Origin of the sequence: Winogradskyella helgolandensis (assembly GCF_013404085.1) — a bacterium.
GTDB classification, from domain to species: domain Bacteria; phylum Bacteroidota; class Bacteroidia; order Flavobacteriales; family Flavobacteriaceae; genus Winogradskyella; species Winogradskyella helgolandensis.
Genome location: NZ_JABFHO010000001.1, coordinates 2,197,595 through 2,221,543, shown reverse-complemented (window position 1 = coordinate 2,221,543; position 23,949 = coordinate 2,197,595). Strand labels below are relative to the sequence as shown.

General features: G+C 32.8%; 21 protein-coding genes. 13 read left to right on the top strand and 8 right to left on the bottom strand.

The annotated features are described in order from the left end of the window. The first annotated feature begins 24 nt into the window (after positions 1–24). The 9 genes from HM992_RS09165 to HM992_RS09125 all read left to right on the top strand — a co-directional run bounded on the left by HM992_RS09165 (position 25) and on the right by HM992_RS09125 (position 11,727). Entirely contained in the window at positions 25–3,015 is a 2,991-nt protein-coding gene (locus HM992_RS09165; protein WP_179319447.1) for an ELWxxDGT repeat protein, read from the top strand. 492 nt (positions 3,016–3,507) lie between these two features. Next, complete coding sequence (locus HM992_RS09160; protein ID WP_178984692.1) at positions 3,508–4,017, top strand: hypothetical protein; 510 nt, start codon at positions 3,508–3,510, stop codon at positions 4,015–4,017. A 206-nt stretch (positions 4,018–4,223) separates the two neighbouring features. Further along, a complete protein-coding gene (locus HM992_RS09155; protein ID WP_178984691.1) occupies positions 4,224–4,658 on the top strand; it encodes a hypothetical protein in 435 nt (144 codons plus the stop codon). Positions 4,659–5,177: 519 nt separating this feature from the next. Next, a complete protein-coding gene (locus HM992_RS09150) occupies positions 5,178–6,233 on the top strand; it encodes a CHAT domain-containing protein (RefSeq protein ID WP_179319446.1) in 1,056 nt (351 codons plus the stop codon). Between the two features lie 515 nt (positions 6,234–6,748). Further along, entirely contained in the window at positions 6,749–7,954 is a 1,206-nt protein-coding gene (locus tag HM992_RS09145; protein ID WP_179319445.1) for an AbiH family protein, read from the top strand. A 143-nt stretch (positions 7,955–8,097) separates the two neighbouring features. Next, entirely contained in the window at positions 8,098–8,661 is a 564-nt protein-coding gene (locus HM992_RS09140; protein ID WP_179319444.1) for a hypothetical protein, read from the top strand. A gap of 352 nt (positions 8,662–9,013) precedes the next feature. Then, positions 9,014–10,921 (top strand): S9 family peptidase, encoded by a 1,908-nt coding sequence (locus HM992_RS09135; protein ID WP_179319443.1) that lies wholly within the window; start codon positions 9,014–9,016, stop codon positions 10,919–10,921. A 57-nt stretch (positions 10,922–10,978) separates the two neighbouring features. Continuing rightward, complete coding sequence (locus HM992_RS09130) at positions 10,979–11,389, top strand: hypothetical protein (protein WP_179319442.1); 411 nt, start codon at positions 10,979–10,981, stop codon at positions 11,387–11,389. Between the two features lie 110 nt (positions 11,390–11,499). Then, positions 11,500–11,727, top strand: coding sequence for a hypothetical protein (locus HM992_RS09125; protein WP_179319441.1), 228 nt, complete (start codon positions 11,500–11,502; stop codon positions 11,725–11,727). Here the strand turns inward: HM992_RS09125 and HM992_RS09120 are convergent. The 6 genes from HM992_RS09120 to HM992_RS09095 all read right to left on the bottom strand — a co-directional run bounded on the left by HM992_RS09120 (position 11,724) and on the right by HM992_RS09095 (position 19,816). Continuing rightward, positions 11,724–14,843, bottom strand: coding sequence for a DUF7619 domain-containing protein (locus tag HM992_RS09120; protein ID WP_179319440.1), 3,120 nt, complete (start codon positions 14,841–14,843; stop codon positions 11,724–11,726). The two genes, HM992_RS09125 and HM992_RS09120, sit on opposite strands and share 4 nt — an antisense overlap. A 28-nt stretch (positions 14,844–14,871) precedes the next feature. Further along, positions 14,872–15,561 carry a peptidoglycan DD-metalloendopeptidase family protein gene (locus HM992_RS09115; protein WP_179319439.1) on the bottom strand — a complete coding sequence of 230 codons (690 nt, stop codon included), beginning with the start codon at positions 15,559–15,561 and terminating at the stop codon, positions 14,872–14,874. Then, positions 15,558–17,057: a serine hydrolase domain-containing protein gene (locus HM992_RS09110; RefSeq protein WP_179319438.1), complete on the bottom strand. Its 1,500-nt coding sequence runs from the start codon at positions 17,055–17,057 to the stop codon at positions 15,558–15,560. The genes HM992_RS09115 and HM992_RS09110 overlap by 4 nt, the downstream gene beginning before the upstream one ends. Before the next feature lie 48 nt (positions 17,058–17,105). Further along, the gene (locus tag HM992_RS09105; RefSeq protein WP_179319437.1) at positions 17,106–18,668 is read right to left on the bottom strand and encodes a YggN family protein; all 1,563 of its coding nucleotides are present in this window, start codon (positions 18,666–18,668) and stop codon (positions 17,106–17,108) included. A gap of 97 nt (positions 18,669–18,765) precedes the next feature. After that, a complete protein-coding gene (locus HM992_RS09100) occupies positions 18,766–19,335 on the bottom strand; it encodes a hypothetical protein (RefSeq protein WP_179319436.1) in 570 nt (189 codons plus the stop codon). Continuing rightward, entirely contained in the window at positions 19,319–19,816 is a 498-nt protein-coding gene (locus HM992_RS09095) for an RNA polymerase sigma factor (protein WP_195806610.1), read from the bottom strand. Before HM992_RS09095 ends, HM992_RS09100 begins: the two co-directional genes overlap by 17 nt. A gap of 271 nt (positions 19,817–20,087) precedes the next feature. On the opposite strand from HM992_RS09095, the gene HM992_RS09090 reads away from it, so the two are divergent. The 4 genes from HM992_RS09090 (at position 20,088) to HM992_RS09075 (ending at position 23,016) form a co-directional block, all read left to right on the top strand. Next, a complete protein-coding gene (locus HM992_RS09090) occupies positions 20,088–20,657 on the top strand; it encodes a DUF2911 domain-containing protein (protein WP_178984679.1) in 570 nt (189 codons plus the stop codon). A 328-nt stretch (positions 20,658–20,985) separates the two neighbouring features. Further along, positions 20,986–21,576 (top strand): hypothetical protein, encoded by a 591-nt coding sequence (locus tag HM992_RS09085; RefSeq protein ID WP_178984678.1) that lies wholly within the window; start codon positions 20,986–20,988, stop codon positions 21,574–21,576. Positions 21,577–21,679: 103 nt separating this feature from the next. After that, positions 21,680–22,396: a glycosyltransferase family 2 protein gene (locus HM992_RS09080; RefSeq protein ID WP_179319435.1), complete on the top strand. Its 717-nt coding sequence runs from the start codon at positions 21,680–21,682 to the stop codon at positions 22,394–22,396. After that, positions 22,393–23,016: a lipid-A-disaccharide synthase N-terminal domain-containing protein gene (locus HM992_RS09075; RefSeq protein WP_179319434.1), complete on the top strand. Its 624-nt coding sequence runs from the start codon at positions 22,393–22,395 to the stop codon at positions 23,014–23,016. Before HM992_RS09080 ends, HM992_RS09075 begins: the two co-directional genes overlap by 4 nt. A gap of 46 nt (positions 23,017–23,062) precedes the next feature. On the opposite strand, the gene HM992_RS09070 is transcribed toward HM992_RS09075, so the two are convergent. Together HM992_RS09070 and HM992_RS09065 are read right to left on the bottom strand one after the other, a co-directional pair. After that, a complete protein-coding gene (locus tag HM992_RS09070; protein ID WP_179319433.1) occupies positions 23,063–23,629 on the bottom strand; it encodes a phosphatase PAP2 family protein in 567 nt (188 codons plus the stop codon). After that, a complete protein-coding gene (locus tag HM992_RS09065; protein ID WP_178984674.1) occupies positions 23,629–23,856 on the bottom strand; it encodes a hypothetical protein in 228 nt (75 codons plus the stop codon). Before HM992_RS09065 ends, HM992_RS09070 begins: the two co-directional genes overlap by 1 nt. Between the last annotated feature and the right edge of the window lie 93 nt (positions 23,857–23,949).

The following is a 23,949-nucleotide window of genomic DNA, read 5'->3' as shown; positions in this document are numbered from 1 at the left end:
AAAATTACGTAAAAAAACAAACCTATGAAATACAATTTTACTTTTCTATTATTTATTTTCATTACTAGAATTTTAACAGCCCAGACAATAGATGCAAGTCTTATTGAAATAAATTTTCACGAAGATAGCGACCCACAAACCTTTGTAGCTTTTCAAAATGGTTTTTACTTTACTGCTACAGATGGTTCATTTGAAAACTTCGGTAGGGAATTATGGTATTCAGATGGAACTTCTGACGGAACTTTAATGGTTAAGGATATAAAACAAGGTCAAAACTCATCGAGTCCAAGTTCTTTAGTTGTTGTCAACAATACGCTTTATTTTACAGCAGACGATGGAGTGTACGGTTCGGAATTATGGAAAAGTGATGGAACTGAAAATGGTACAGTAATGATTAAAGATATTCTCCCCAATAATAACAGTTCTTACATCGGCCCTACAAATTTGATAGATTTTAACGGAACACTATTCTTTACCGCCACCAATGATGTTGATGGCTATGAATTATGGAAAAGTGATGGAACAGAAGCTGGGACAATAATGATAAAAGATATTAATTCAAACGGAAATGGAAGTCCAAATAGTTTATTCGTTTTTAATAACATTATCTATTTTACAGCTAATGATGGGGTAAATGGAACTGAACTATGGAAAAGTGATGGAACAGAAGCCGGAACAGCAATGGTAAAAGACATTAATGCAAATTATTCTGGATTAAGTAGTGGAATTCAATTTTTATCCTTGAATAACTTCTTTTATTTTTTTGCTGACAATGGAACTAATGGTAACGAATTATGGAGAAGTGATGGGACAGAATCAGGAACAACTATCGTTAAAGATATAAAAACAGGTTCTAACTCAAGTGCCTATTCATTAAAAGGTAGTTCCATTAACAATTTTATAATTTTTGAAGCTAATGATGGAATAAACGGAACGGAACTATGGAAAAGCGATGGAACCGAAGCAGGCACATCAATGGTAAAGAACATAAACAATACAAATTTTAATAGTATATCATCTAATAACCAATATATATCATTCAACAATGAAGTGTACTTCCTAGCAGACGACAATGTTCATGGAACTGAAATATGGAAATCAGATGGAACAGAAACGGGTACAACTTTACTTAAGGATATTAATGACGGGAATTCATCAGTATGGATTAAAAAATTCCATTTAGACAATGTAAATAACAAGCTTCTTTTTTTTACAACTAGTACCAATTCGTCTGATCGAACACTATGGGTAAGTGACGGTTCATCAAATGGAACATTTGAATTATCAAATATTACAGATAGTAACATTTCTGGTTTAGAAGAAAGTTTCGTTACTGTTAATAATTCTACTATTTTGACGGGACAGAATGAAACAAACGGTAATGAATTATGGATGACTGATGGAACGATTACCGGAACATCATTTTTTGCAGATTTAAACTATTCAAATAGTAGCAATGCTTCAAAATTCACTAATGTTAATGGAAATCTTTTTTTCAGAGCAAGAGGAACAGAATATGGTAGCCAATTATTTAAAAGTGATGGAACAGCAATCGGGACACAACTAATAAAAGATATAAACCCTGGATATAACAGCATCGATGATGATTCTGAAATGAAAGAAATGAATGGTATATTATATTTTAGCGCAATTGATGGCACACATGGCTTTGAACTATGGAGAAGTGACGGAACTGAAAGTGGTACTTTTATGGTAAAAGATATCAGAACTAACAGCCAAAGTAGTATGCAAGACTATCAGCAATTCACAGTTCTGGATGATATTCTTTACTTCAGTGCTGATGATGGGATTAATGGTTCTGAGCTATGGAGAAGTGATGGTAGCGAATCAGGCACTTATATGATAAAAAACATCAATACCAGTTCAAACTATAATTATGGTAGTCATGCTAGGGAATTTGTAATGATGAACAATACAGTATATTTTATTGCTAACGATAATTCTGGCTCTGGTTTATGGACAACAGATGGCACAGAATCTGGAACAAATAAAATAATCAATTTAAACGATATGAGAGTTTTAAAGGCTGTTAATGATAAATTAATAATAGTTGCAGAAACCTCTGGAACTACTTATGGTCCACATGATGTATGGATTTCTGACGGTACAGCCTCTGGCACTAGCCATTTACAGTCTTTTGGAGATAATATAGATAGTAACATCCAGTTTACCACACTCTTAAACAATGAAATCTATTTTGTAGCAAACCATCCTGTAAACTTCTCTAATAAGGTTATTTATAAAACTGATGGAACAATTGATGGTACCGCACAACTATTTGATGCCTTTACAGATTCATCAATAGCAATACCAAATACTGATATCAATATAATTACTACTTGTGGAGGATATGTTTATTTTTTAGCTGAAGATAAATTTGGAATAGATCAAGAATTATGGAGAACTAACGGAATTACCACGCAACAGATAGCAGGGTCTAACACTACAGATTTCTCGTATATAAGTAATTTAACTTGCTACAATAATAATCTACTCTATTTGGCCGAATCATTTCCGCATAAAATATGGATAACCAATGATAATCTAAATGTACCATTGCAATTAGATGTAAATATTCTAAACGGTCCAAACTTTGAGAATTATAATTCGATAGAAGAAATGGGAGCAACGGATAATAATCTATATTTTAGAGCAAGAAATGATATTAGCGGTAATGAGCTTTATGTAACAGATATTGATGCCTCAACTTTAAGTATCAATAATTATCAAATTACTGAAAATGGAAATTCTCAAATAGTTAGACTTTACCCTAATCCATCTGAAAATTATATTACAATTGAGTCAATTACAAATTCAAATATTGAAAAATTTGAAATTTGGGATTTATCGGGAAAAAGTATTCATAAAGAATCCAATAGAAAAGTATCTAATATTACTTATAATACCAACAAACTAAGTGATGGAATTTATTTTGTGAGAGTTTTTTTAACAGATCATAAAATTGAGACCTTAAAATTAATTGTAAATCATTAACTGTAATAAAAAATAACGTGTGGTAACAATGGCTATAGGTAATTGCTTGTTCTCTCCTACTCAAAACACTCGGACTGACTTTAGTTATTAATTGCAAAATAGTAACTAACACAAAACGCTCCCACCCTGTCACTTCGAGTGTGCCAACCTTTTTGTCGGCATGTATCGAGAAGCATCACAACCAAGCACCAATCTATTTACAATGATCGTATACAGCACGTAGACAGCTTCAAAAACCACCCAACGCCTACAACCACCATCAAAAATGCTCAGCAACCGCTTAACTTTTTTATACCATTACGGAAAACAGCAACCATAAATCTTGTAACTACCTTATTTTTATTGAAATGTACTAAAGCTACGTACTAAACTTTGCAAAGTATTGCGTAGTTTTATAAACTAAGAATGGAGTGCTATAGCTTTTGTTATCCGGAATTAAAATAGGGATAACGTGAGTGATTGTACTTTTATAACAAGTTGTAGCACATTTGAATGACGAACATTAATCAAATATCTGAACAGCCTGAACTTCCTCTAATTTGTATCTACAAAAACAGAGGAATTGAAATTATCAATGACGAAACCATCAAGTTTTTTAACAAAGCAAGTGCTTACAGCTTGATACAAGAAAATGATGATTCGGAAATGTATTCTAGCGATATGAAAATATTGACTTTGGAGCAAAAAGCTGATAAATTCAAAAACACTAAATGGAATAGATTCTTGGCGAAAACAATTTATAACCCATCATTTGATGTAAATCTAAATTGGAAACAAATAGGAACTTATAATCTGACTGACCTCAAAGCAGAAATTAAAAATTGTATTGATAAGGATGATGACATTTTAACACAGTTTGTAGATGCCGATTTTTTTAAACATAAGATTGAAGAATCTTCCGATTTCACTCATCTGATTGACAATTTGAATAAATATCGTTTTGAAATTAAAGACGAAGAAAGTATTTGGAAAGAAAATGAAGAATGGAATAACAAAAAATAAAAACGTGCTACAACACCGTGTATAATTAATTGCTGTATTCTTCTCTACTTGTGAATGTTTACTAACTTAGTTGCTAAACCACGCAACACCCGAGCGCAGCGAACAGACGAAGTAAACCATACTCAATCACGTTGTACATAATTATGAAAAACCTTAATCTGAAAAAACATTTCTTAAAAATTATACTTCTGATTTTCGGAATTTACTTGACGTACGACTACTTTGACAACAAAAAAAAGATAGAAAATCTGAATTACGGAATCAATGCTAACGAATTGAGAAATTCTTTGAATATCCCAATTATTAAAGACAATATGAGTGCCGAAAATAGACACGATGAATTTTTCGGAAATAGATGGGAAACCTGGAGACAGAAACCAAAAGAAAATGAAGTTCTTCACGCTTGGAAAAATGTAATTCCTTCTGAAAATGAAAACTATGTCTTGGATGAAGAATGGGATGCTTTTAGGAAAAAGGAAACTAATGGTAGAACTCGACAATTTAACATATACTGTGAGGTAATTAATGATTCGATAATAACACGAACTGGAAAAATATTTTACAATAGTGAACCACGTGAAAGAACTGAATTAAATGAAAAGGAAGTTGATAGTATTATAAAAATTTGGAATATAAAATAACTATGTACAACACCGCATATAACTTAGTGCTAGTCCTAGCCCACTTACCAAAATCCTCGCAGAATATAGCTTCACAAGATTTCTGCCCTAGGACCTATCTGCAACTTATGTACCAACGCATATAAAACCCTTCCAAACCGTCACTTAGAGTGTGCCGACCTTTCTGTCGGCATGTATCGAGAAGCATCACAACCAAGCATCAATCTATTTACAATGATCGTATACAGCACTTAGACAGCTCCAAAAACCACCCAACGCCTACAACCACCATCTAAAATGCTCAGCAACCGCTTCGTTTTTTTTATAGCATTACGGAAAACAGTAACCATAAGTCTCATAACTACCTTATTTTTATCAAAATGTACGTAAAGTCACGTACTAAACTTTGCAAAGTATTGCGTAGCTTTATAAACCAAGAATGGAGTACTATAGCTTTTGTTATCTGGAATTAAAAAAGGGATAACTAGAATGATTGTGCTCTTATAACACGTTAGGCAAAATTAAATCGAAACTAAAAAAATGGCTTTAATTGATTCACACAGAAATAATCTATCCAGAAAACAAAGCGATTTGACTAAGCTTTTGACAGATAAAGCCAAAGAGCAAAAAAAAATATCCGATACAACAATTAAAATTAATAGAGCGAGTGAAGCTATTAATCGGACTAAATCAACTAGTACAATTCAATCTAAACTAAGAGAGATAACTAGATATGAAAAAGACCTTGCTAATTCTTACAAGAAAATAGCGGATATAGAAACTAAGATTGGAAAAAAGAATAAAGAAATTCAAGACGCTCAAACTAAAGTTGACAAGGAATTAGCTTCTATTGATAAAAAAAGAAAAGCTGAAGCAGATAAATTAAGAAGAGAACAAGAACAAAACCTTAGGAATATTGGTTCAACACTTCAACATCATAATAATTTACATACCGAAACACGATATCAAATTGAAGAATTAAAAAATATTCCTGAAAAAATTGTTGTCCTATTTCTTGCATCAAATCCAATTGACCAACAACAATTAAGATTAGACGAAGAAGCTAGAGCAATATCTGAAATGATACGGAAATCTAAGCATAGAGATTCTGTTAAGTTTGAAACCTGCTGGGCAGTTCAACCGATAGACTTATTACAAGCTATTAATGAGTACAAACCATCAATAATTCACTTTAGCGGACACGGATCTGATAATGATGAAATCATTTTTCAAACTAATGATGGTAGAACTAAAATAGTTAGTAAAGAGGCAATTGTACAAACAATTATGGCTTCATCAGACGGAATTAGATTAGTCTTTTTCAACACTTGTTATTCTAAAAATCAGGCCGAAGCGGTATCTGAATATGTTGAAGCAACAATTGGAATGAATACTTCAATCGGAGACGAAGCTGCAAGAATATTTTCATCTCAATTTTATTCTTCCATCGGTTTTGGTTTATCTGTCAAAAAATCTTTCGAACAAGCTAAAGCACTTCTTATGCTAGAAAATATCAGCGAGGAAGAAACACCTGAATTATTTATTAAAGAAGGAATTAATTCTGAGGATTTAATAATTGTAAAACCGAAAAAATAACTTTGCCTAACACCGCATATAATTTATAGCTAGTCCTCGCCTACTTACCAAAATCCTCACAGAATATAGCTTCACCAATTCGCTGCGCTCGGATCTATCTGTAACTTATATACCAACACATATAAACCCCTCCCAAACCGTCACTTCGAGTGTGCCGACCTTTTTGTCGGCATGTATCGAGAAGCATCACAACCAAGCATCAATCTATTTACAATGAGCATATACATCATTTAGGCAGCTTCAAAAGCCACCCTACGTCTACAACCACCATCTAAAATGCTCAGCAATCGCTTATTTCTTTTTACACCATTACGGAAAACAGTAACCATAAGTCTCATAACTATCTTATTTTTATCAAAATGTACGTAAAGTCACGTACTAAACTTTGCAAAGTATTGCGTAGTTTTATAAACTAAGAATGAAGTGCAATAGCTCTTATTATCCGGAATTAAAAAAAGGGATATCGTGAGGGATTGTACTCATCTAACAAGTTGTGCAACATTTGAAAAAAAACTATGCCTAAAATATTAATAACAGGAAATGGATTTGATTTGAGTTTTGGTTTGCCCACATCTTACAATGAATTCATTAATATTTTGAACTCTTTAAATAGTTACGAAGAACCTAATTTTGATACTATTTATTCGCATAGTAATAACTTTGAGAAACTTTCAGAATATTATAAAAAATTCGATTTTGATTTAGAAAAAACCGAGCTATTAAGACAGAATATTCAAGATAATTTATGGTTTCAGTTTTTCAAAAACGAGTTAGAAATAGAAACATGGATTGACTTTGAAAATAAAATTGAATATGTTCTAAATATTTTATTCTCATCAATAAATTACATAAAAGAAAATATATTCTCAAAAGGTTCTCTTTCAGAAGACAATATCACATACAACACAAAATTGTTTAACAATGACATTGAGATAATTCAAGTACTAAATAGCTTCAATATTATATCTGTAGATAAAGATTATACTATCACTTTAAATTTAGATTACTTTATAAAGAAATATGATTTTTATATAAATGTTGACATAAGTGCGATAACAAAAATATTGACGGAAGAGTTAAATGTTTTTAAACGAATATTCAATCTTTATTTTGAGGTCTTTGTTTTTCCGTTTTATGACAATCCAAAAAAACGCTTTGATAGAACCTTATTCTCTACTATTTCAAAACATTATACATTTAACTACACACCAACATTTGAAAAAATTTATAAACGAATAAATAAAACCAAATTTCTTCACGGTAAGATAGACTCTTTATCAAATGAAATAGTTTTAGGTATCAATGAAATACCAAATGACGATTTAGACAAGAGATTCTTTTTGCCATTTACTAAATACTTCCAAAAACTGAATAATAGTACTGATTTTGAATTTATTGGAGAATATGAAAAAAGAAAAAATTCTAACTTTTATTTTTTCTTTTTTGGTCATTCATTAGATAGTTCTGATGCAGATTATATTAATGAAGTTTTTGATTTTATTAATCAATCTAAATCAAGGAAAAAGAAAATTATTGTAATATATCATAGTAAAAAGTCTAAATCTCAACTATTAATAAACCTATTAAATATTAGAGGAAAAAAAGATATCCAATCATTAATGAGAAACAAGATTTTAGATTTTCAACATATAGAATCAAAAGAATTGAAAACTGAATTGAAAAGAGACATATCGTCATCAACTAGAGTTTCAGTTGTATAAAAACGTTGCACAACACCGTATATAATTTATTGCTAGTTCTAGCCTACTTACTAAAATCCTCTCGAATTTTATTTTCAAATTTATTCATTAAATTAGTTCCATAAACCACCTAACCATCCCTACCCTAAACCTAATCACACCTCATGAAAAAAGCACTAATAATCCTCATAGTCCTTATTACTTCAAACATAGCAAGCGCACAGTTTGTAAAGGAAAAATCAATAAATGCCATCATCGGATACGGCATTAGTGTCCCTTATGACAGTATGGACGACGTGGCTGATCGCGGTCTGTTGCTACAAGGAGAACTCGTACTAAAAGTCAGGTCTTGGTTTGAATTAAGACCTTATGCTGGTGTGATCATAACCAATTCCAATGGTAAAGATTTAAATAACAACCCCACCGATGAAATAGCAGAATCCAAAGCCTTTTTACTTGGAGGAAAAGCGCGACTTAGAGCACCAATTCCATGGGTAGCTCCCTATCTTGAACTAGGAATAGGCACGTCCATCGGTAAATTTCAAACCTTCACCTACTACTATGATATTGATAAAGGCGGCATCATCTATCACATCCCGATTGCATTCGGACTGGAATTAGGAAAAAACAACAATGTCGATGTTGGATTTACCTATTACTCTCAACCTTCTGTAAAACAATTCGTTGGAGCCATGGCCGTTGGTATCACAATTCCCTTAAAAAAATAACCTAGCGCAACAGCATACGGTTCTAAATCCGAGTTCCAATTCAATAACATAACGCGTCCAATCCAATTAGCGTTACACCAAAACGCTACCCATGGTCATGCAAAAAACGCACATCCAAAAATACAGGTTATAGCGTGGTTATACCGTGCTTATAATATGGTTAAAGCACCGTTAAAGCGAGTCATACCAAGGCCTAGAAGCATTTTACCCCAAATTACCACTAATCCACCGCAACGAAGTCGGAAATACACCCCATCAACCTACTGCAAAAACACAGAAGACTGACACTACAGTTCCATGCAATGGAAAAATCTTCTTAACTTTACACTTGCAAATAATTGAATGAGCCATTATGAAAAACACCCTCTTTATTTTCACATTAATCCTGACAAGCAACCTAATGATCGCACAAAAAACAATGACCCCAGAATTATTATGGCAAGTAGAACGCCTTAGTGTTATGGGTTTAGATAGCGAAGGAACGACCCTATTTTTTAAGGTAAAAACACCAAACATTGAAGACAATAGTTACGATTCCAAGTACTTTAAAATGCCTGTAGATGGTGGTGCTATCGTAGAAATAAAAGAGGAAGACGTCAAAGCAACCGACAAAAACACCTCTGCCGATGGTAACTATCAATTATTTAACAACGAAGTTCATATCGAAAACATAAAGGGAACAGACGCTTACAAGCATCTAGACAAGTCTGATGTGTATATATTTTCAGACTTAGACATTCGCCATTGGGATACCTGGAGCGATGGCAGTTTCAACCATTTGTTTTATAAAAAAGTCGGTGCTGAGGATACCTCAGCCATAGACATTATGCCTAACGAACCTTATCACACCCCTCAAAAACCGTTTGGTGGTGATGAAGATTATATCTGGTCGCCAGACAGTAAAGCCATTTACTACGTCAGTAAAAAGCTAAAAGGCAAAGCCTATGCTACCACCACCAATACAGATATTTACAAATACACCTTAGCCAATAAAACCACGGAGAACATTACAGAAGATAACAAAGGCTACGATACCAATCCGGCGTTTGCTTCAACGGGTGCATTGGCGTGGTTACAAATGAAAACCGATGGCTACGAAAGCGATAAAAACGATATCATCGTTTTAAACAACGGCATACAACAAAACCTAACCCAACAATGGGATGGCACCGTCAGAAGCTTTCTATGGAGTAACGATGGCAACACGGTGTATTTCACAGCACCTGTAGACGGCACCATTCAACTTTTTAAAGTGAATTATCCAGGTAAAAAACGTATCGCTCCGGTAGTAGAACAACTTTCGGAAGGACAATTTGATGTGACTAGTATTATCGCTCAAAAAGACAATACCTTAGTGGTAACCAGAACCGACATGAACCATGCGGCTGATATTTATAATTTCAACCTAAAAAAGAAAAGCTTTACCCAACTCACCAACATTAACAAAGATTTATACAATAGTGTCGATTTACCTAAAGTCGAAAAACGCTACGTCACCACAACCGATGGCCAACAAATGTTAGTTTGGGTTATTCTACCTCCTAATTTTGATGCGACAAAGAAATACCCAACCTTATTATATGCGCAAGGTGGACCACAATCTCCCTTATCTCAGTTTTATTCGTACCGTTGGAATTTCCAACTCATGGCGTCACAAGGCTATATTGTCGTAGCTCCTAACCGTCGTGGTATGCCAGGACATGGTGTAAAATGGAATGAAGATATTAGTAAAGATTGGGGAGGCCAAGTGATGGACGATTACCTGTCTGCTATTGATGATATCGCAAAAGAATCGTATGTAGACAACGACCGATTGGGTGCTATTGGTGCCAGTTTTGGTGGCTATTCTATATTTTACTTAGCCGGAATTCACAACAACCGCTTTAAAACCTTTATTTCTCACGATGGTGTTTTTGATACCAGATCGATGTATGGCACCACCGAAGAATTATTCTTTGTGAATTATGATTTTGGAGGAGCCTATTGGGACAAAGACAATAAAACGGCACAAAAGACCTATAATGAATTTAATCCTGTGAACAAGGTTGCGGAATGGAATACTCCAATGTTAATCATTCAAGGTGGAAAAGATTACAGAGTGCCAATTGAACAAGGGTTAAGTGCTTACCAAGCAGCACAACTATTAGGCTTGAAAAGCAAATTATTATATTTCCCTGAAGAGAACCACTGGGTATTAAACCCTCAAAATGCACTCGTATGGCAACACGAATTTTTTAAGTGGCTGAAGGAAACCCTATAATAATTCATACCTTTAATTACGCATAGCATCTATAATAACCACTAATCAATTGGAATAATGAGACATGTATTAGCGACCATTATTGGCTTTATCGCAGCATCACTAAGTGTTTACCTCATCGAAAACCTAATCGGTCATAACCTATTTCCTTTACCAGATGGCGCAGACCCATTAAATATGGATTGGCTAAGCAACAACATGGATAAGATTCCTGTGGGCATGAAAATATGTGTCGTCATCGCCCATTTCGTTGGAGTGTGTTTTGGAATGTTTGTAGCGGCCAAAATATCTAAAACCAGTATCGTACCAAGTTACATCGTAGGAGCACTAATGCTTGCGGCTACATTCTTTAATATCGTGATGCTACCAAAAGAACTGTGGTTTACACTTTCAGATGGTGTATTTGCTATAGTAGGTTTCATTTTGGGACATATCCTGACCAAAAGACAGGTAAACAAGAATTTTTAATAGACGCGTACGCTCAGAATTATACGCATATTTAATTAGTTGTAGTCAACATTCTAGACTTTGAAAGTATTTCAACGGCAGGAAGCGTTGGTTTTATTCTCATCTTTGGAATGGTCAATTGGGTAGGTATTAAGTGCACCAAAGCCACAGGTAGTAATAAAATCATTCCGATAAGTGGCTGTGTCCTTTGCCTGATCGCCTTAGTGGTTTTAATTAATCAACAATACCAATCGAATCTTACAGGAGTGTTGGTCTCTCTTGGTATTATTGGGTTGTGCTTTATTGTAGAATGGATTTATAAAACTTCTGAAAAGAAAAAGAAAGCCATTCAAGACTAGTCTTTAAAAATTTTATTAATCGATTCCATCTCACTAGAAATCAATTTAACAAAATAAACGCCTTTTGATAATTCTTTGATATCAATTGTTTTTTCCAATATGTTATCATCATATTTAATACTCTGTAAAACCCTACCATTAATATCATAAATATAAACTGATTTCACCGCTATCGGTGATGAAATATGAAGTGTGTTTTCTGCAGGATTTGGATATAATTTAATCGGAAAGTTAGATTGAAAATCGTTTACAGAAAGTGCTTCCACTACAATTGTTTCAGCAGTATTGGTAATGATAGGAAAATTGAAATCAAAATAAATTTCAGCAGAATTGCTAAATGTATCACCTACAATTAAAGTTGGCTTTGTTTTAATTTTGAATAAAATATAACCATCGTTGTTTGCATCATCAAAAGGTAAGTTAATGTTTTCAAAAATAAATTCTACGGTATTAATATTCGTAATTTTTGTAACATAATTATGACTTGCATGTAACGGAATAAGTGTACTAATATCAAATTTAGTTTCATCTATAATATCTTTAACCACAACATTTATTGCATTGGCAGTACCCAAGTTTTCAAAACGAATCATGTATTGCACATATTCACCAATCATTTCAGGAAAAATTGTTTCTCCTTCTAAGCATGTTTTGTCATTAGGATCATAAGAATTTACCACCACTTGTTTTAAAGATGAATTACTATTCGGTAGTATCTCATCACCTACTTCAAGAAAAATCTGAGCAAAATAACTTAAAATATCTCCATCATTTAGTGGAAAACTCGGATTGGTTGGTGTATTTAACTCTAATACGATATCAATTTCTCTAGTTTCAAAGGGTTGTAAATTAGAATAGTTCCATGTTATTACACCATCTGAAAGATTATCTTGTGCTGGAAACGCGCTTACGAAGGTAGATTCATTAAGATTACCATTATAAACAAAGTCAACTGTTCCCGATAATGTTGTTGTTCCTCGGTTTGTATAAACAATTCCATATTGAGCATTAAAACCAGGTATGGCCTGAGTTATTGGATAAACAACAATTTCTAAATCATTAAAATCACCATTTGGTGTAATACAAAAGTCTTGAGTAAATGGTGATACTTGTGATGGAAAATCAAGAACTACAGTGGATGGAGAGACATTAAAGTACTCTGCATTTTCAAGTAATGGAGTTATAGTATAGGATCCCTGTTGTAAAGCTATTGAGTAATCTCCCGAAATATTAGAAATAAAGGAACCATCATTTGTACCATCGGAAATATTAAAATTTAGTTCTGGATAAATTATATTGCCACTAGCACAGCCGTCATTATTAGAATCGAACTTATTTTCACCTTCTAAAGTAAAATAATCACCTCCCGGCACAAAGCTGCAATAGGTATTAATATTAACACCTGACATATTTATAGTATCATCATAATTTTGAATTTGGTCTATTTCAAAATCATCTGCACAGATATATGCCAAATTTGGGCAATTATTAAATGTAATGTTATTAGTTTCACTTCCATTTTTAACAAACAAAGTTGTTAGGTTGGTATTACCATACAATTGAAGAGCTGTTGTAATTTCAGCAGTGCTTAAGTCTAAAAAAGTAAAAGCATTATTTGTTAACGTTAGATAGCTAACACTTTCTAAACTACTAATATCCAAATCAACCAAATTATTATAGCCTAAATTTATAGAAGAAGCGTTAGTTAAACTTTCTAAATTAAGTTCTGTAAGAGTATTATTTTGTACATCGATATTTTGTGCAGACTCTAAATTACTTATATCTAAATTAATAATATCATTATTAGATAAGTCTAAAGTGTGCAATGACGTTATATTGCTAAAATCTAAATTTGTTAAGTTTATATTATCAGACAAATCAATTTTATAGACATCGTCTATTAAACTAGGAAAACTTATCTCATTAAAACTACCATAAACTCTAAGATCATCTACACTTTGTAAATTATTAAGATTAACAACTGAAAGATTATTAGCTGTAATATTAATATCATAAATCACACTATTTAAACTACCTAAATCAATAGAATTTAATGTATTAGTAATAGCATATATATCCAAATCATAACCTACAGTTTGTAAGCTGCTTAAATTTAAATTTGGTATTTCTATGAACTCCATTGTTAAATTGCCTGCATTTACTAAATTAGAAAATTCTAACGTGTTTAGGTTATCAGAACCATCAATCGTTAAAGAGCCATCAACATTGACTAGGCTTTCAAAATTTATTGACTCTATTACTGGATTATCTATTATTATACATGCACCAGCAATAGGTAGGTCATATGTAACTGTAGTTAAATTATCAAAACTTACTGAAGTAAGATTACTGTTGCCATGTACATTTATACTATTTGTTGTTAATAGATTTGGCACATTAAGAGAGGAAAGATTGACATTATCTGTGATCTCCAAAGATCGTACGTTGTTTAAAGAATTTATATCGATACTTGTTAAATCGTAATGACCTGAAATACGAAAAAGACCTGCAACATTATATAAGTTAGATAGATTATATCCGTTTATAGCATCGTTGTTATTAAAACTTAAACTAGCATTAACTTGATATAAATTCTGTAAATTGACAGTAATCAAACTACCATTTGATTGACATGAAAAATCCTCACCTACCGAGACCAATGCTCCTAAATCTAGATTATTTAGAGCTGCATTATTGAAGCAAGTAAAATCACCACCAATAGAGGTAATATTTCCCAAGTTAGCACTTATCAGGTTTTGATTTGCAGAGATTATTAAATCGTGTTCAATATCAGTAACAAAACTTAAATCGATCGAAGTTATATCATTACTCGCACATTTAAAGCTCTTAATATTTACAAAGGAATCTAAACCTTCTAACGAGCTTATATTTTGGTTACTAAGATTAAGACCTAAAATAGCTTCTGCTTCAGAAACCTGAATTTCACCATCATCATTTAAATCAGCGTCGCTACTATAATAACCCTCACCGTTTAGGTCTGCGCAATTGGTATTTAATAAGGCGTTCTTAAAATTAGCATCAGGAATATCAACAATTTGCGCATTCATTATAGTTGAAACAAAGAATAAGAATATTAACACGTAGCTCTTTTTCATAGGAATAATTTTATTGATACAATAATAATCAAAAATTTCTTACACCTATACCCACTAACAAATTAGGGTTTAAACAATTTTCTTTATAAAATTCTAAATCTAACAAACTACTCACTCCAGGATAATCACCTGAATAATCTTGTATATCCTTTATAATTTGAAAATGTAAATGTGGAGGATAATCACCATTGATCTCTGCCGTTCCTAATGTTGCTATTTGCTCGCCTTGGTTCACTTCTACTCCAACTTCTAAATCCTCAATAGATTCTAAACTAAGATGACCATAGAGTGTATAAAATTCAAATTCTTCAATGTGATGTTTCAAAACAATAGTTGGTCCGTAATCACCATAATTGGTATTGTTTTTAAAACTATGAATGGTTCCTAATAATGGTGCAAAAATGGGTGTATTAGCTTCTATCCAAAGATCCAATCCTAAATGAATGTTACGTTCCGTGTCAGAATTTGTTTGATTAAAATAATTACTACGTTGGTAAATCGCTCGTTTTTCTAGGTAACCTCCATAAGCGATTTTGGCGTTGTTGGTATTTATATGATTCCAGATGAATTTTTCTAAATCCTTAGAATTAGAAACATTAACAGCCCTTAATTCTGAATTATCAACGGATAAATCTAAAGGCATATAGGATGCTTTTGGTATTGAAGGATCCACTAAAGGATGAGCTTCAAGTTGGATTAGCAAATCTAATATAGTCATAGTTTTAATGCGGCTTCTAATTTTTCAGATTTATCCTTTGCATAGGTTAAAGTACTATCCATTTTAAAACATTTTTTGAAATTCTTCAACGCATTTATAGAATCACCTTTTATCAATAAGGCATCACCATAACTATCGTATGGATTTGCCGAAGTGGGATGTTCTTCAATATTTAATTTAAAAATAGCCAATGCCGCATTTAGTTCATCTTCGTTTAATAATTGATAGCCTAACACATTTAAATCTCCTTCAGACACCGAATAATCAAGGGTATCCATTTTATGAGCATGGTAGTAGCGCATTGCGGTGTTTGAATCCTCTGAAAAAATACGTTTTGCCATTCCTGCAACTAGTACTGTTTTTGGCATCTCATATGGTTGTCCGGCTCTAATATTTGAAATCCCATTTATAATAGTTCCAAAGTCATTGGTTGTATTGTTGGTTAATATTATAAAACCACTTTTTGTATCGAGTTCATTATATAAAAACGTTACAAAACCAACCCAACCTCCAGAGTGAAAGACTGTTTTTGGTTTGGATGGATCCTGCTCTAAAAACCAACCAAAACCATAGTTGGTAAGATCTCCATTATTTAAAATACCTGGCGTCCAAGCGTCATCTAAATAGGCTTTTGAAATTATAGTTTGGTTAGCTAAGGCCATATTCCATTTGTATAAATCTTCTAAGGTTGAATAAATTCCTCCATCACCTCTAACATCGTTTACAATATGGTAATCATTTGACACTAAATCGTTCTGGTTTAATGCCAATTGGTAACCAAATACACGATTAGGCATTGCGGAATCGGTTTCTATTTGATAGCTGTACAAGGTTGTATTTGTCATGCCCACGGGATCTGTAATCTGTTCTTTTAAAAACGCTTTAAAGTGTTGACCCGATATTTTTTCTACAATCGACGCTAAAACCAAATAGCCTGTATTACTGTACTCCCATTTATCTCCAGGTTGAAAATCTAACTCCGGATTCACACGGTAAAACTCAGTTAATATCTCATTATTACCTAAAATGTACTTTTTAGTCGAATCTTCCTTTACAAAATTCTCAGCAATCAAACGCTCGTAATCTGCAAGTCCTGAAGTATGATGCAATAATTGACGAATGGTAATATGATCATAAGGAAAGTCGGTTAATATAGTATTTACCTTTTGATCATACTCCAATTTACCAGCTTCTTTTAATTTCATAATAGCCATACCAGTAAATTGCTTGCTTACAGATGCCAGTCTAAACTGTGAGTTTAAATTCAACGAATCTATTGGGTCTATAGACCGTAATCCGTTAGAACTTTGATATATAATAGCACCATCTTTATACACGAGAATATTACCTGTAGTAATGCCCTTCGCTTTTAATTTTGAAATAAATGCATCATAGTTATTGACTTCTGAGTTAACTTTAGCGTTAGAATCTGTTTTACAACAAAAAAAGCATGCTGTAAAAAAGCACACTATAGCAAATTGAGTTATGAATCTCATAATTTATGTTTAAAGTCGTTAGTTCTCTATAAAAATACGGATTTAAGATTAATTAATAATCACGTTACTAAATTTGGCATTGACCACAATATTTCGATTAGAATTCTGACCATCAGGATAATGACGAATTGTTTTTTGTTCTGTCGTTTTGTTATTATACTTTGAACGGTTGCCTTTATAGTAGAGTGTGTAATCTATAGCTTGTGGCAAGTTGATTAGCGCATCGCTATTTTCTAATACCAAATTAAGATTCTTAAAGGTGGCACTTAAATTAGAAATCGTTAAATCCCCAAAACTGCCGTCAATAATAGCGGTATCATTTAAATTCGCTAGCGTTACATTAGAGGATTTAGAATTGAGCACTAAATTTTGAGCGGTTTTAATCTGAGCTTTATCTACAAAATTGAGATTTAAAGTTCCCATATTCCAAATATTCACTATGACTGGTGAATAAGAGACATTGATGGAAGTCTCGCTTCCATCAATGTGTTCTGCTACTAAAAATGAATGCGAAATATCGCCTTTCATATTGTGTATTGCAGATGTTATTTTTAATTCACCATGCCTAATATTAGTCTTTAGTTGGGCTTTTTTAGGGATTTTAATTTTAATCACCTTTTTTATTTTACTATTATTTCCCAATTCTAATCGCTTTACATAAACAGAAGATCTTCTATCTGCCATATGTTCGTATCGTTTGGCAAGCGCTTCCTGTCTTTTCTCTAAAGACTCACCTCTTTTCTCCATAGCGTCGGCCTGTTGTTCCATTTGTTTCTCCAAACGCTCTCCCCAAATTTCCATTTTCTCACCCCATTCTTTACCAAATTTTTCACCAAATTCCTCTCCCCATTTTTCCATATCCTTACCGTAGGTCTCACCAAACTTCTCTCCCCATTTTTCCATATCTCTTGCCCATTTACCTTCAAAACGCTTCCCGTACTCTTCTCCCCATTTTTCCATTTTCTCCTGATATCCTGAGTCTCCAAACTTACGTGCCCAGTCTTCCATCTTTTTCTGAAATTCTTTACCACCTTGCTTTTCATACTTTTTGCTCCATTCAGCTAAATAGGTTTCTCCATCTTTTTGATATGCTTCGTAATCAAATTCTATGGTTGTAATGCCTTTTGGCAACTCCGGTAGTTTTGGCATTACTGGCATTTCGGGAATTTCAGGAATCAATGGCATTTCTGCTATAGCCGGCATTATCGGCATCATTGGCATTTCCGGCATTTCTGGCATTTCTGGTAATTCGATTAATTGATATTCTAATTCTTTTAAGACATCTGCATAATCAGAATCCGGAAATGAACCCGAACTCATACCTCCAATAGACGAAATAATGACGTTGTTATTAGAACCTTCAACTTTAAGTTGCCATGCTTTTAAAGCGTTTTTTAATTCCTCGTCAGATAATTTATCTCCTTCAATATAAGCTTCAACTTCAACGACATCTTTATTCCAGGTGTCTATTTCTATTTCTACATAACTGGTGTTTAATTCTACAACCACATCCTTATTCACTTTGATGGCTTGTGATGTTTTACTCATCTTTTTCTGTGCATAACAAAACGTGGTTATTAGACACATAACTAAAATTCTAATGGTGTTCATGATTTTTGATTTTTTAGACGTACCCAGTAAAGCCGAGTAAAATCTGTTCGTTTTTTGATTGATTGATTGATTGATTGATTGATTGACTGATTCTGATTTATAAAATTTCTTGTGTAACGGAGTCGTCTTTAAATTCTAACAATTTTTCTTTCAGGCGCATTACTAAATTCAATCTAAATTTTAAATTATTAATAAGTGCATCTAAAGTGGCCGTATTGGGTCCGTTGTTGTTTAACTCTATCGTTAAGGTCTTATATTCATCGTTTAACTCTTTCAGTCTTCCGACGTAGCCATCAAATAATTCTTTATTTTCTGGAGTGAGTTGCACTTTAGATAATTCCAGATTAATACTTGCTAAATAGTAATCTTCCACCTTTTTTAAATCTGGAGACACATCTCCTAAGGTTTTTATTTCAGCTTCTACAACTTTAATAGGTTCAACTGTTTTTGTTGGAACCTGATAATATTGATATGCGCCATAACTCAACCCTAACAATACAATGACACTCGCTGCTATATTTAAAAACCCGAATCTATTAGTTTGTTTTTTCTTTGTAGGAAACTCATTTTCTAATTTTTCAAGAAAACGTGCTTCATGCCCTTCAGACATTTTAGCTTGCTGATCCTTTGGGTCTTGTTTACATAAATTTCTAAGATCTTGTCCCATTTCTTTTCAGTTTTAATGCATCTTTTAATTTTTGCTTTCCTCGCGATAGCTGTGTTCGAGAAGCAATCTCTGTAATATTTAAAATTTCAGAAATCTCTTTATGATCGTAGCCTTCCATTAAATACAACAACACAACATACTTGTATTTTTCTGGCAGTGCTTCTATAGCTGTTTTTACGTCATCTACTGAAATACCTTCGTCAACTGTCCAATCATTGTCGTTGTTATCTTCAATAACATTTAAATGATAGTCTTCTAATTCAACTATTCGCTGTCTTTTCGACTTTAAAACATCGATACATTTATTAATAACAATACGTTTTAGCCATGCTCCAAAACTCACTTCAGCTTTATATTGTTCTAATTTTGAAAACGCTTTAATAAACGCTTCTTGTACAATATCTTCTGCTTCCATTGTATCTTTTACAAATCGAAGCGCTACGATTAACATGCCATTACAATACTGATTATACAATTGCATTTGCGCTTGTCTATCATTCTGCCTGCATTTTTCAACAATATGAATTTGAAAGTTGCTGATTTTGGTTTTAGTTTTTTGATTGGTTACACCTTAAAGACGACATAAAAATTGAAGTGTTGCAAGAATCTTTAAAATATTTTCAATTTTATAAGATTTCCATAAAATTCAACGTTTGACATCTATAAAGTTATGGATTTCAATTATCTTTAAATCTTGAATGCATAAGTTTGCATTTTAATTTTCAACCTATATTATTTTAAGATTAACAATTATGTTTAAACGCCTCCTTATCATCTTATCCATTTTAGCTTTAGGTTTGCTATTGTATTCTGTATTTGTTGAAGATATTTTTTCACCACCTTTAAGTCCAAAAGATACTGCTGAAATTTCACTTAACGACTTAACCCTTAAAGTAGAATACAACAGACCATCCAAACGTGATAGAGATATTTTTGGAGCTTTAGTTCCTTTTGATAAAGTATGGAGAACAGGTGCAAATGAAGCTACAACTTTTGAAACTAATCAAGCATTATTAATTGATGGCATAGTATTAAAAAAAGGAAAATATACCATTTGGACCGTTCCAATGAAAGACAATTGGAAAGTCATGTTTAACTCTAAACAATATGATTGGGGTGTTAACGAAAAAATGGAACCCATGTGGGACCCAAACTATGATGCACTTGAATTGGTAGTCCCAGCCCAAGAATTAGACGTCACCGTAGAACGTTTCACCATTGCTTTCGACCATAAAACAGGGCATTTAAAATTAACCATGGCTTGGGACAACACCTTAATTGAAGTCCCAATTGAAATTAAAGAAACAAACACACAGAAGTAAACGGCCTAAAAATGGCAACGCAAAACTAGATATTCCAATCTGCTTGTTATAAACAGAATAGTCTTGAACCACCATATAGTTTAAGTTCTAACGGTGCCAAATTCATAAAAGCGAATCTTAAGAAGACAGTTTCTATTAATGATTTGGTTTATAGAATTATATCCGGAAATATAACTGCGTTAAGTAGAACCATTACTTTAATTAAAAGTACTAACCCTTCACACATTAAAAAAGCAAACGACATTATTAGCTAAAGATTAGAAAAACAACCCTATTAGCAGCTGCATAATATTTACGCTTATAAATGTGCTAAATAACCAACCAAAAAATGAAACAGACCGAAATAAGTATTGGCATAGGAATTCTATTATTAATGGTGTTACGACTATGTTTTACGTATCCATATGCCGCTCTACTTATTACACAGCTTACTTTATTATTAGCAATGCTATATTTTGTGTTTAGTTTCGGATTGTTAAATCAAATTAGATTTAGAAATTTATTCAAAAAGGAATCCTACGCAAGCATAAGTATGTTAAGAATCCTGGGAACAGTTGGTACTGGATTTGTTTTATCTTTAATTTCAATCAGTATTTTATTCAAATTCCAAAGGTGGCCTTATGGGAGTATAATTCTATTAATAGGATTGATTAGTGTATTACCAATAATTGCTGTTGTAATTTTTAAATATATTAAATATAAAAACACGTTTTACAGCTCACTTTTAATGCGTCTTTCTATAATTTCGATAGTTGGATTAGTATTGTTCTTAACAAAACCTGAAACTATAGTAGAAATGACATTTAGAGATTACCCTGAATATATTGAAGCGGTCAAAAATGAAATGAAAGACCCAGAGAATTTAGAACTACAACAAATAACTAATGAAGTAAGGCTAAAAATGGAATCCGACGAGTAGTAATACTTTTTACTTAAAAAACCTCTATATTATACATTAAATTACAAGAGCTTGCTGACTTACAAAAAAACGATATTTTTGTACTTACAAAGCCATACACTGCATGACGTACCAATTCACTATCATAGTTCCCGTTTATAATGAAGAGGATAATTTACAACGTGTAGAATCAGAACTATTAAAATATCTTAAGGTTGCTACGTTTACAACGTCTGTACTCTTTGTTAATGATGGCTCTAGTGATAATAGTCAAGCGTTAATCGAAGCTATTTGCGAACGCAACGACGCATTTGAGTACATCTCCTTTAAAGAAAACAGAGGTTTAAGTGCTGCTATAAAAGCGGGTTTTGACAATGTTAATTCTGAGTTAGTGGGCTATATAGATTCTGATTTACAAACTACTCCAGAAGATTTTAATCGCCTTTTAGAACATATTGATTCTTATGAGTTGGTGACTGGTGTACGGTCTCACCGGAAAGATTCATTTATAAAAAGTATGTCGTCTAAAATTGCAAACGGCATAAGACGCGCTTTCACGCATGATGGAATGATTGACACGGGTTGTCCACTGAAAGTTATTAGAACGGATTATGCGAAACGCATTCCAATGTTTAGAGGGTTACATCGTTTTTTACCTGCGATGATTATGCTTCAAGATGGACGCATCAAACAAATTACGGTTCAACATTTTCCAAGAATAGCTGGCACAGGCAAATTTGGGGTTTGGAACAGGTTATTTGGTCCTCTAATGGATTGTTTTGCCTATTTATGGATGAAGAAAAAATACATTAATTACGAGATATTAAAATCCAGTAAATGAAAGACTGGATTATTTACAGCATCGGATTCTTAGCTCAGATTTTATTTTCTTCTCGGCTTATCGTTCAATGGATCACTTCAGAAAAGCAACGTAAAGTCAGTTCCCCAAAAGCATTTTGGATACTGAGTTTAATAGCATCTTTCTTATTATTTATTTATGGTTATTTACGCTTAGATTTTGCTATTATGTTGGGGCAGAGTTTAACGTATTATATTTATATCCGAAATTTGCAACTGCAAGGAGAATGGGGGAAATTCCCCAAAATTATACAGTATTTACTTTTTGTTGTTCCGGTTTTAATCGTTGTGTTTTATTATAATAACAACAAAATTGATGTCGAGTTACTTTTTCAAAATGCAGATATTCCTGCATGGTTATTGACATTAGGTATTGTTGCTCAAGTCATTTTTACACTACGTTTTGTGTATCAATGGATTTATTCTGAACGTAACAAAGCCTCTGTTTTACCTTTGGGATTCTGGATATTGAGTTTAATTGGAGCGTGTTTAATATTAACGTATGCTATTATAAGAAAAGATCCTGTCTTGTTTATAGGACATTTATTTGGCGTGGTGATTTACGCTCGTAACACGTATTTAATTCAGCAAGCCACTGATTAAGAATCAAATGTCAGTTGTTAAATCTGCTTTATCAAAGGACTAAAACTTAAGCGATATATTTTTTAAAAATATAATTAAACAGTTTATAAAACCCAAAACCAGATAGTCCACCAAATGTCATACCACATAATAAATCTAGTGGATAGTGAACACCTACATAAATGCGGCTATAGGCTACAACGAAACTCCAAACTAATAATAGATACATAAGATTCTTAAAATAAGGTCTTAATAATAAACCCGCAAAAATAGCAGCTGCCATTGAGTTAGAAGCATGCCCAGAGAAGAAACCATATAAACTGCATCGTGGTGCAACCAAACGGGCTAAATCCATTACTCCTTCTGCTCTACACGGTCTAGGGCGTTCAAACGAAGACTTAAAGAGATTTGAAATTTGATCTGTAAAGGCTATCATAGCAGCCACAACAAATACAGCTAGAACTAACGCTCTCCAACCTAGTTTCTTATAAATTAAGAACAGTAATAAAACGTATAGAGGAATTGAAGACAGCTTATTGGTGATTACCAACCATAAACCATCCCAAGTTTCAGACCCTAAGTTATTGAGGTATATAAACAGTTCTTTATCGTACTCTATAAGTTGTTCTAGCATTAATCGTCGTATCTCGCAATTTCTCTATCGTAAAAGTCGGTAGCTTCCTGAATATAATTTTCAGTTTCAGTTTCTAATTCCTTTTCGTCATGCTGATCAAACTCTTCAAACCATTCTACCTCATCATCTTCTAGGTTAATGATAAAACGAGGAAATTCAGTATGTATTATAAATATAGCATTAGGATAATCTGTATTATCACCTAGTATGAATTTTGGTAATTCCATGTATAGTTATGAGTTATAAATTATGAGTACTTAAAGTGTCTAAAGGGTTTCTTACTATTACTGCAAAAATACGAATTTAGTTAGGAGTTAAAA

Excerpts from the sequence above, each read along its gene's own strand:
- HM992_RS09125 (WP_179319441.1), top strand. The coding sequence starts at position 11,500 with ATGGTCAATTGGGTAGGTATTAAGTGCACCAAAGCCACAGGTAGTAAT.
- HM992_RS09065 (WP_178984674.1), bottom strand. The coding sequence starts at position 23,856 with ATGGAATTACCAAAATTCATACTAGGTGATAATACAGATTATCCTAAT.
- HM992_RS09140 (WP_179319444.1), top strand. The coding sequence starts at position 8,098 with ATGAAAAAAGCACTAATAATCCTCATAGTCCTTATTACTTCAAACATA.
- HM992_RS09080 (WP_179319435.1), top strand. The coding sequence starts at position 21,680 with ATGACGTACCAATTCACTATCATAGTTCCCGTTTATAATGAAGAGGAT.
- HM992_RS09115 (WP_179319439.1), bottom strand. The coding sequence starts at position 15,561 with ATGACTATATTAGATTTGCTAATCCAACTTGAAGCTCATCCTTTAGTG.
- HM992_RS09160 (WP_178984692.1), top strand. The coding sequence starts at position 3,508 with ATGACGAACATTAATCAAATATCTGAACAGCCTGAACTTCCTCTAATT.
- HM992_RS09075 (WP_179319434.1), top strand. The coding sequence starts at position 22,393 with ATGAAAGACTGGATTATTTACAGCATCGGATTCTTAGCTCAGATTTTA.
- HM992_RS09085 (WP_178984678.1), top strand. The coding sequence starts at position 20,986 with ATGAAACAGACCGAAATAAGTATTGGCATAGGAATTCTATTATTAATG.
- HM992_RS09070 (WP_179319433.1), bottom strand. The coding sequence starts at position 23,629 with ATGCTAGAACAACTTATAGAGTACGATAAAGAACTGTTTATATACCTC.
- HM992_RS09130 (WP_179319442.1), top strand. The coding sequence starts at position 10,979 with ATGAGACATGTATTAGCGACCATTATTGGCTTTATCGCAGCATCACTA.
- HM992_RS09135 (WP_179319443.1), top strand. The coding sequence starts at position 9,014 with ATGAAAAACACCCTCTTTATTTTCACATTAATCCTGACAAGCAACCTA.
- HM992_RS09090 (WP_178984679.1), top strand. The coding sequence starts at position 20,088 with ATGTTTAAACGCCTCCTTATCATCTTATCCATTTTAGCTTTAGGTTTG.
- HM992_RS09120 (WP_179319440.1), bottom strand. The coding sequence starts at position 14,843 with ATGAAAAAGAGCTACGTGTTAATATTCTTATTCTTTGTTTCAACTATA.
- HM992_RS09095 (WP_195806610.1), bottom strand. The coding sequence starts at position 19,816 with ATGCAATTGTATAATCAGTATTGTAATGGCATGTTAATCGTAGCGCTT.
- HM992_RS09145 (WP_179319445.1), top strand. The coding sequence starts at position 6,749 with ATGCCTAAAATATTAATAACAGGAAATGGATTTGATTTGAGTTTTGGT.
- HM992_RS09110 (WP_179319438.1), bottom strand. The coding sequence starts at position 17,057 with ATGAGATTCATAACTCAATTTGCTATAGTGTGCTTTTTTACAGCATGC.
- HM992_RS09165 (WP_179319447.1), top strand. The coding sequence starts at position 25 with ATGAAATACAATTTTACTTTTCTATTATTTATTTTCATTACTAGAATT.
- HM992_RS09105 (WP_179319437.1), bottom strand. The coding sequence starts at position 18,668 with ATGAACACCATTAGAATTTTAGTTATGTGTCTAATAACCACGTTTTGT.
- HM992_RS09150 (WP_179319446.1), top strand. The coding sequence starts at position 5,178 with ATGGCTTTAATTGATTCACACAGAAATAATCTATCCAGAAAACAAAGC.
- HM992_RS09100 (WP_179319436.1), bottom strand. The coding sequence starts at position 19,335 with ATGGGACAAGATCTTAGAAATTTATGTAAACAAGACCCAAAGGATCAG.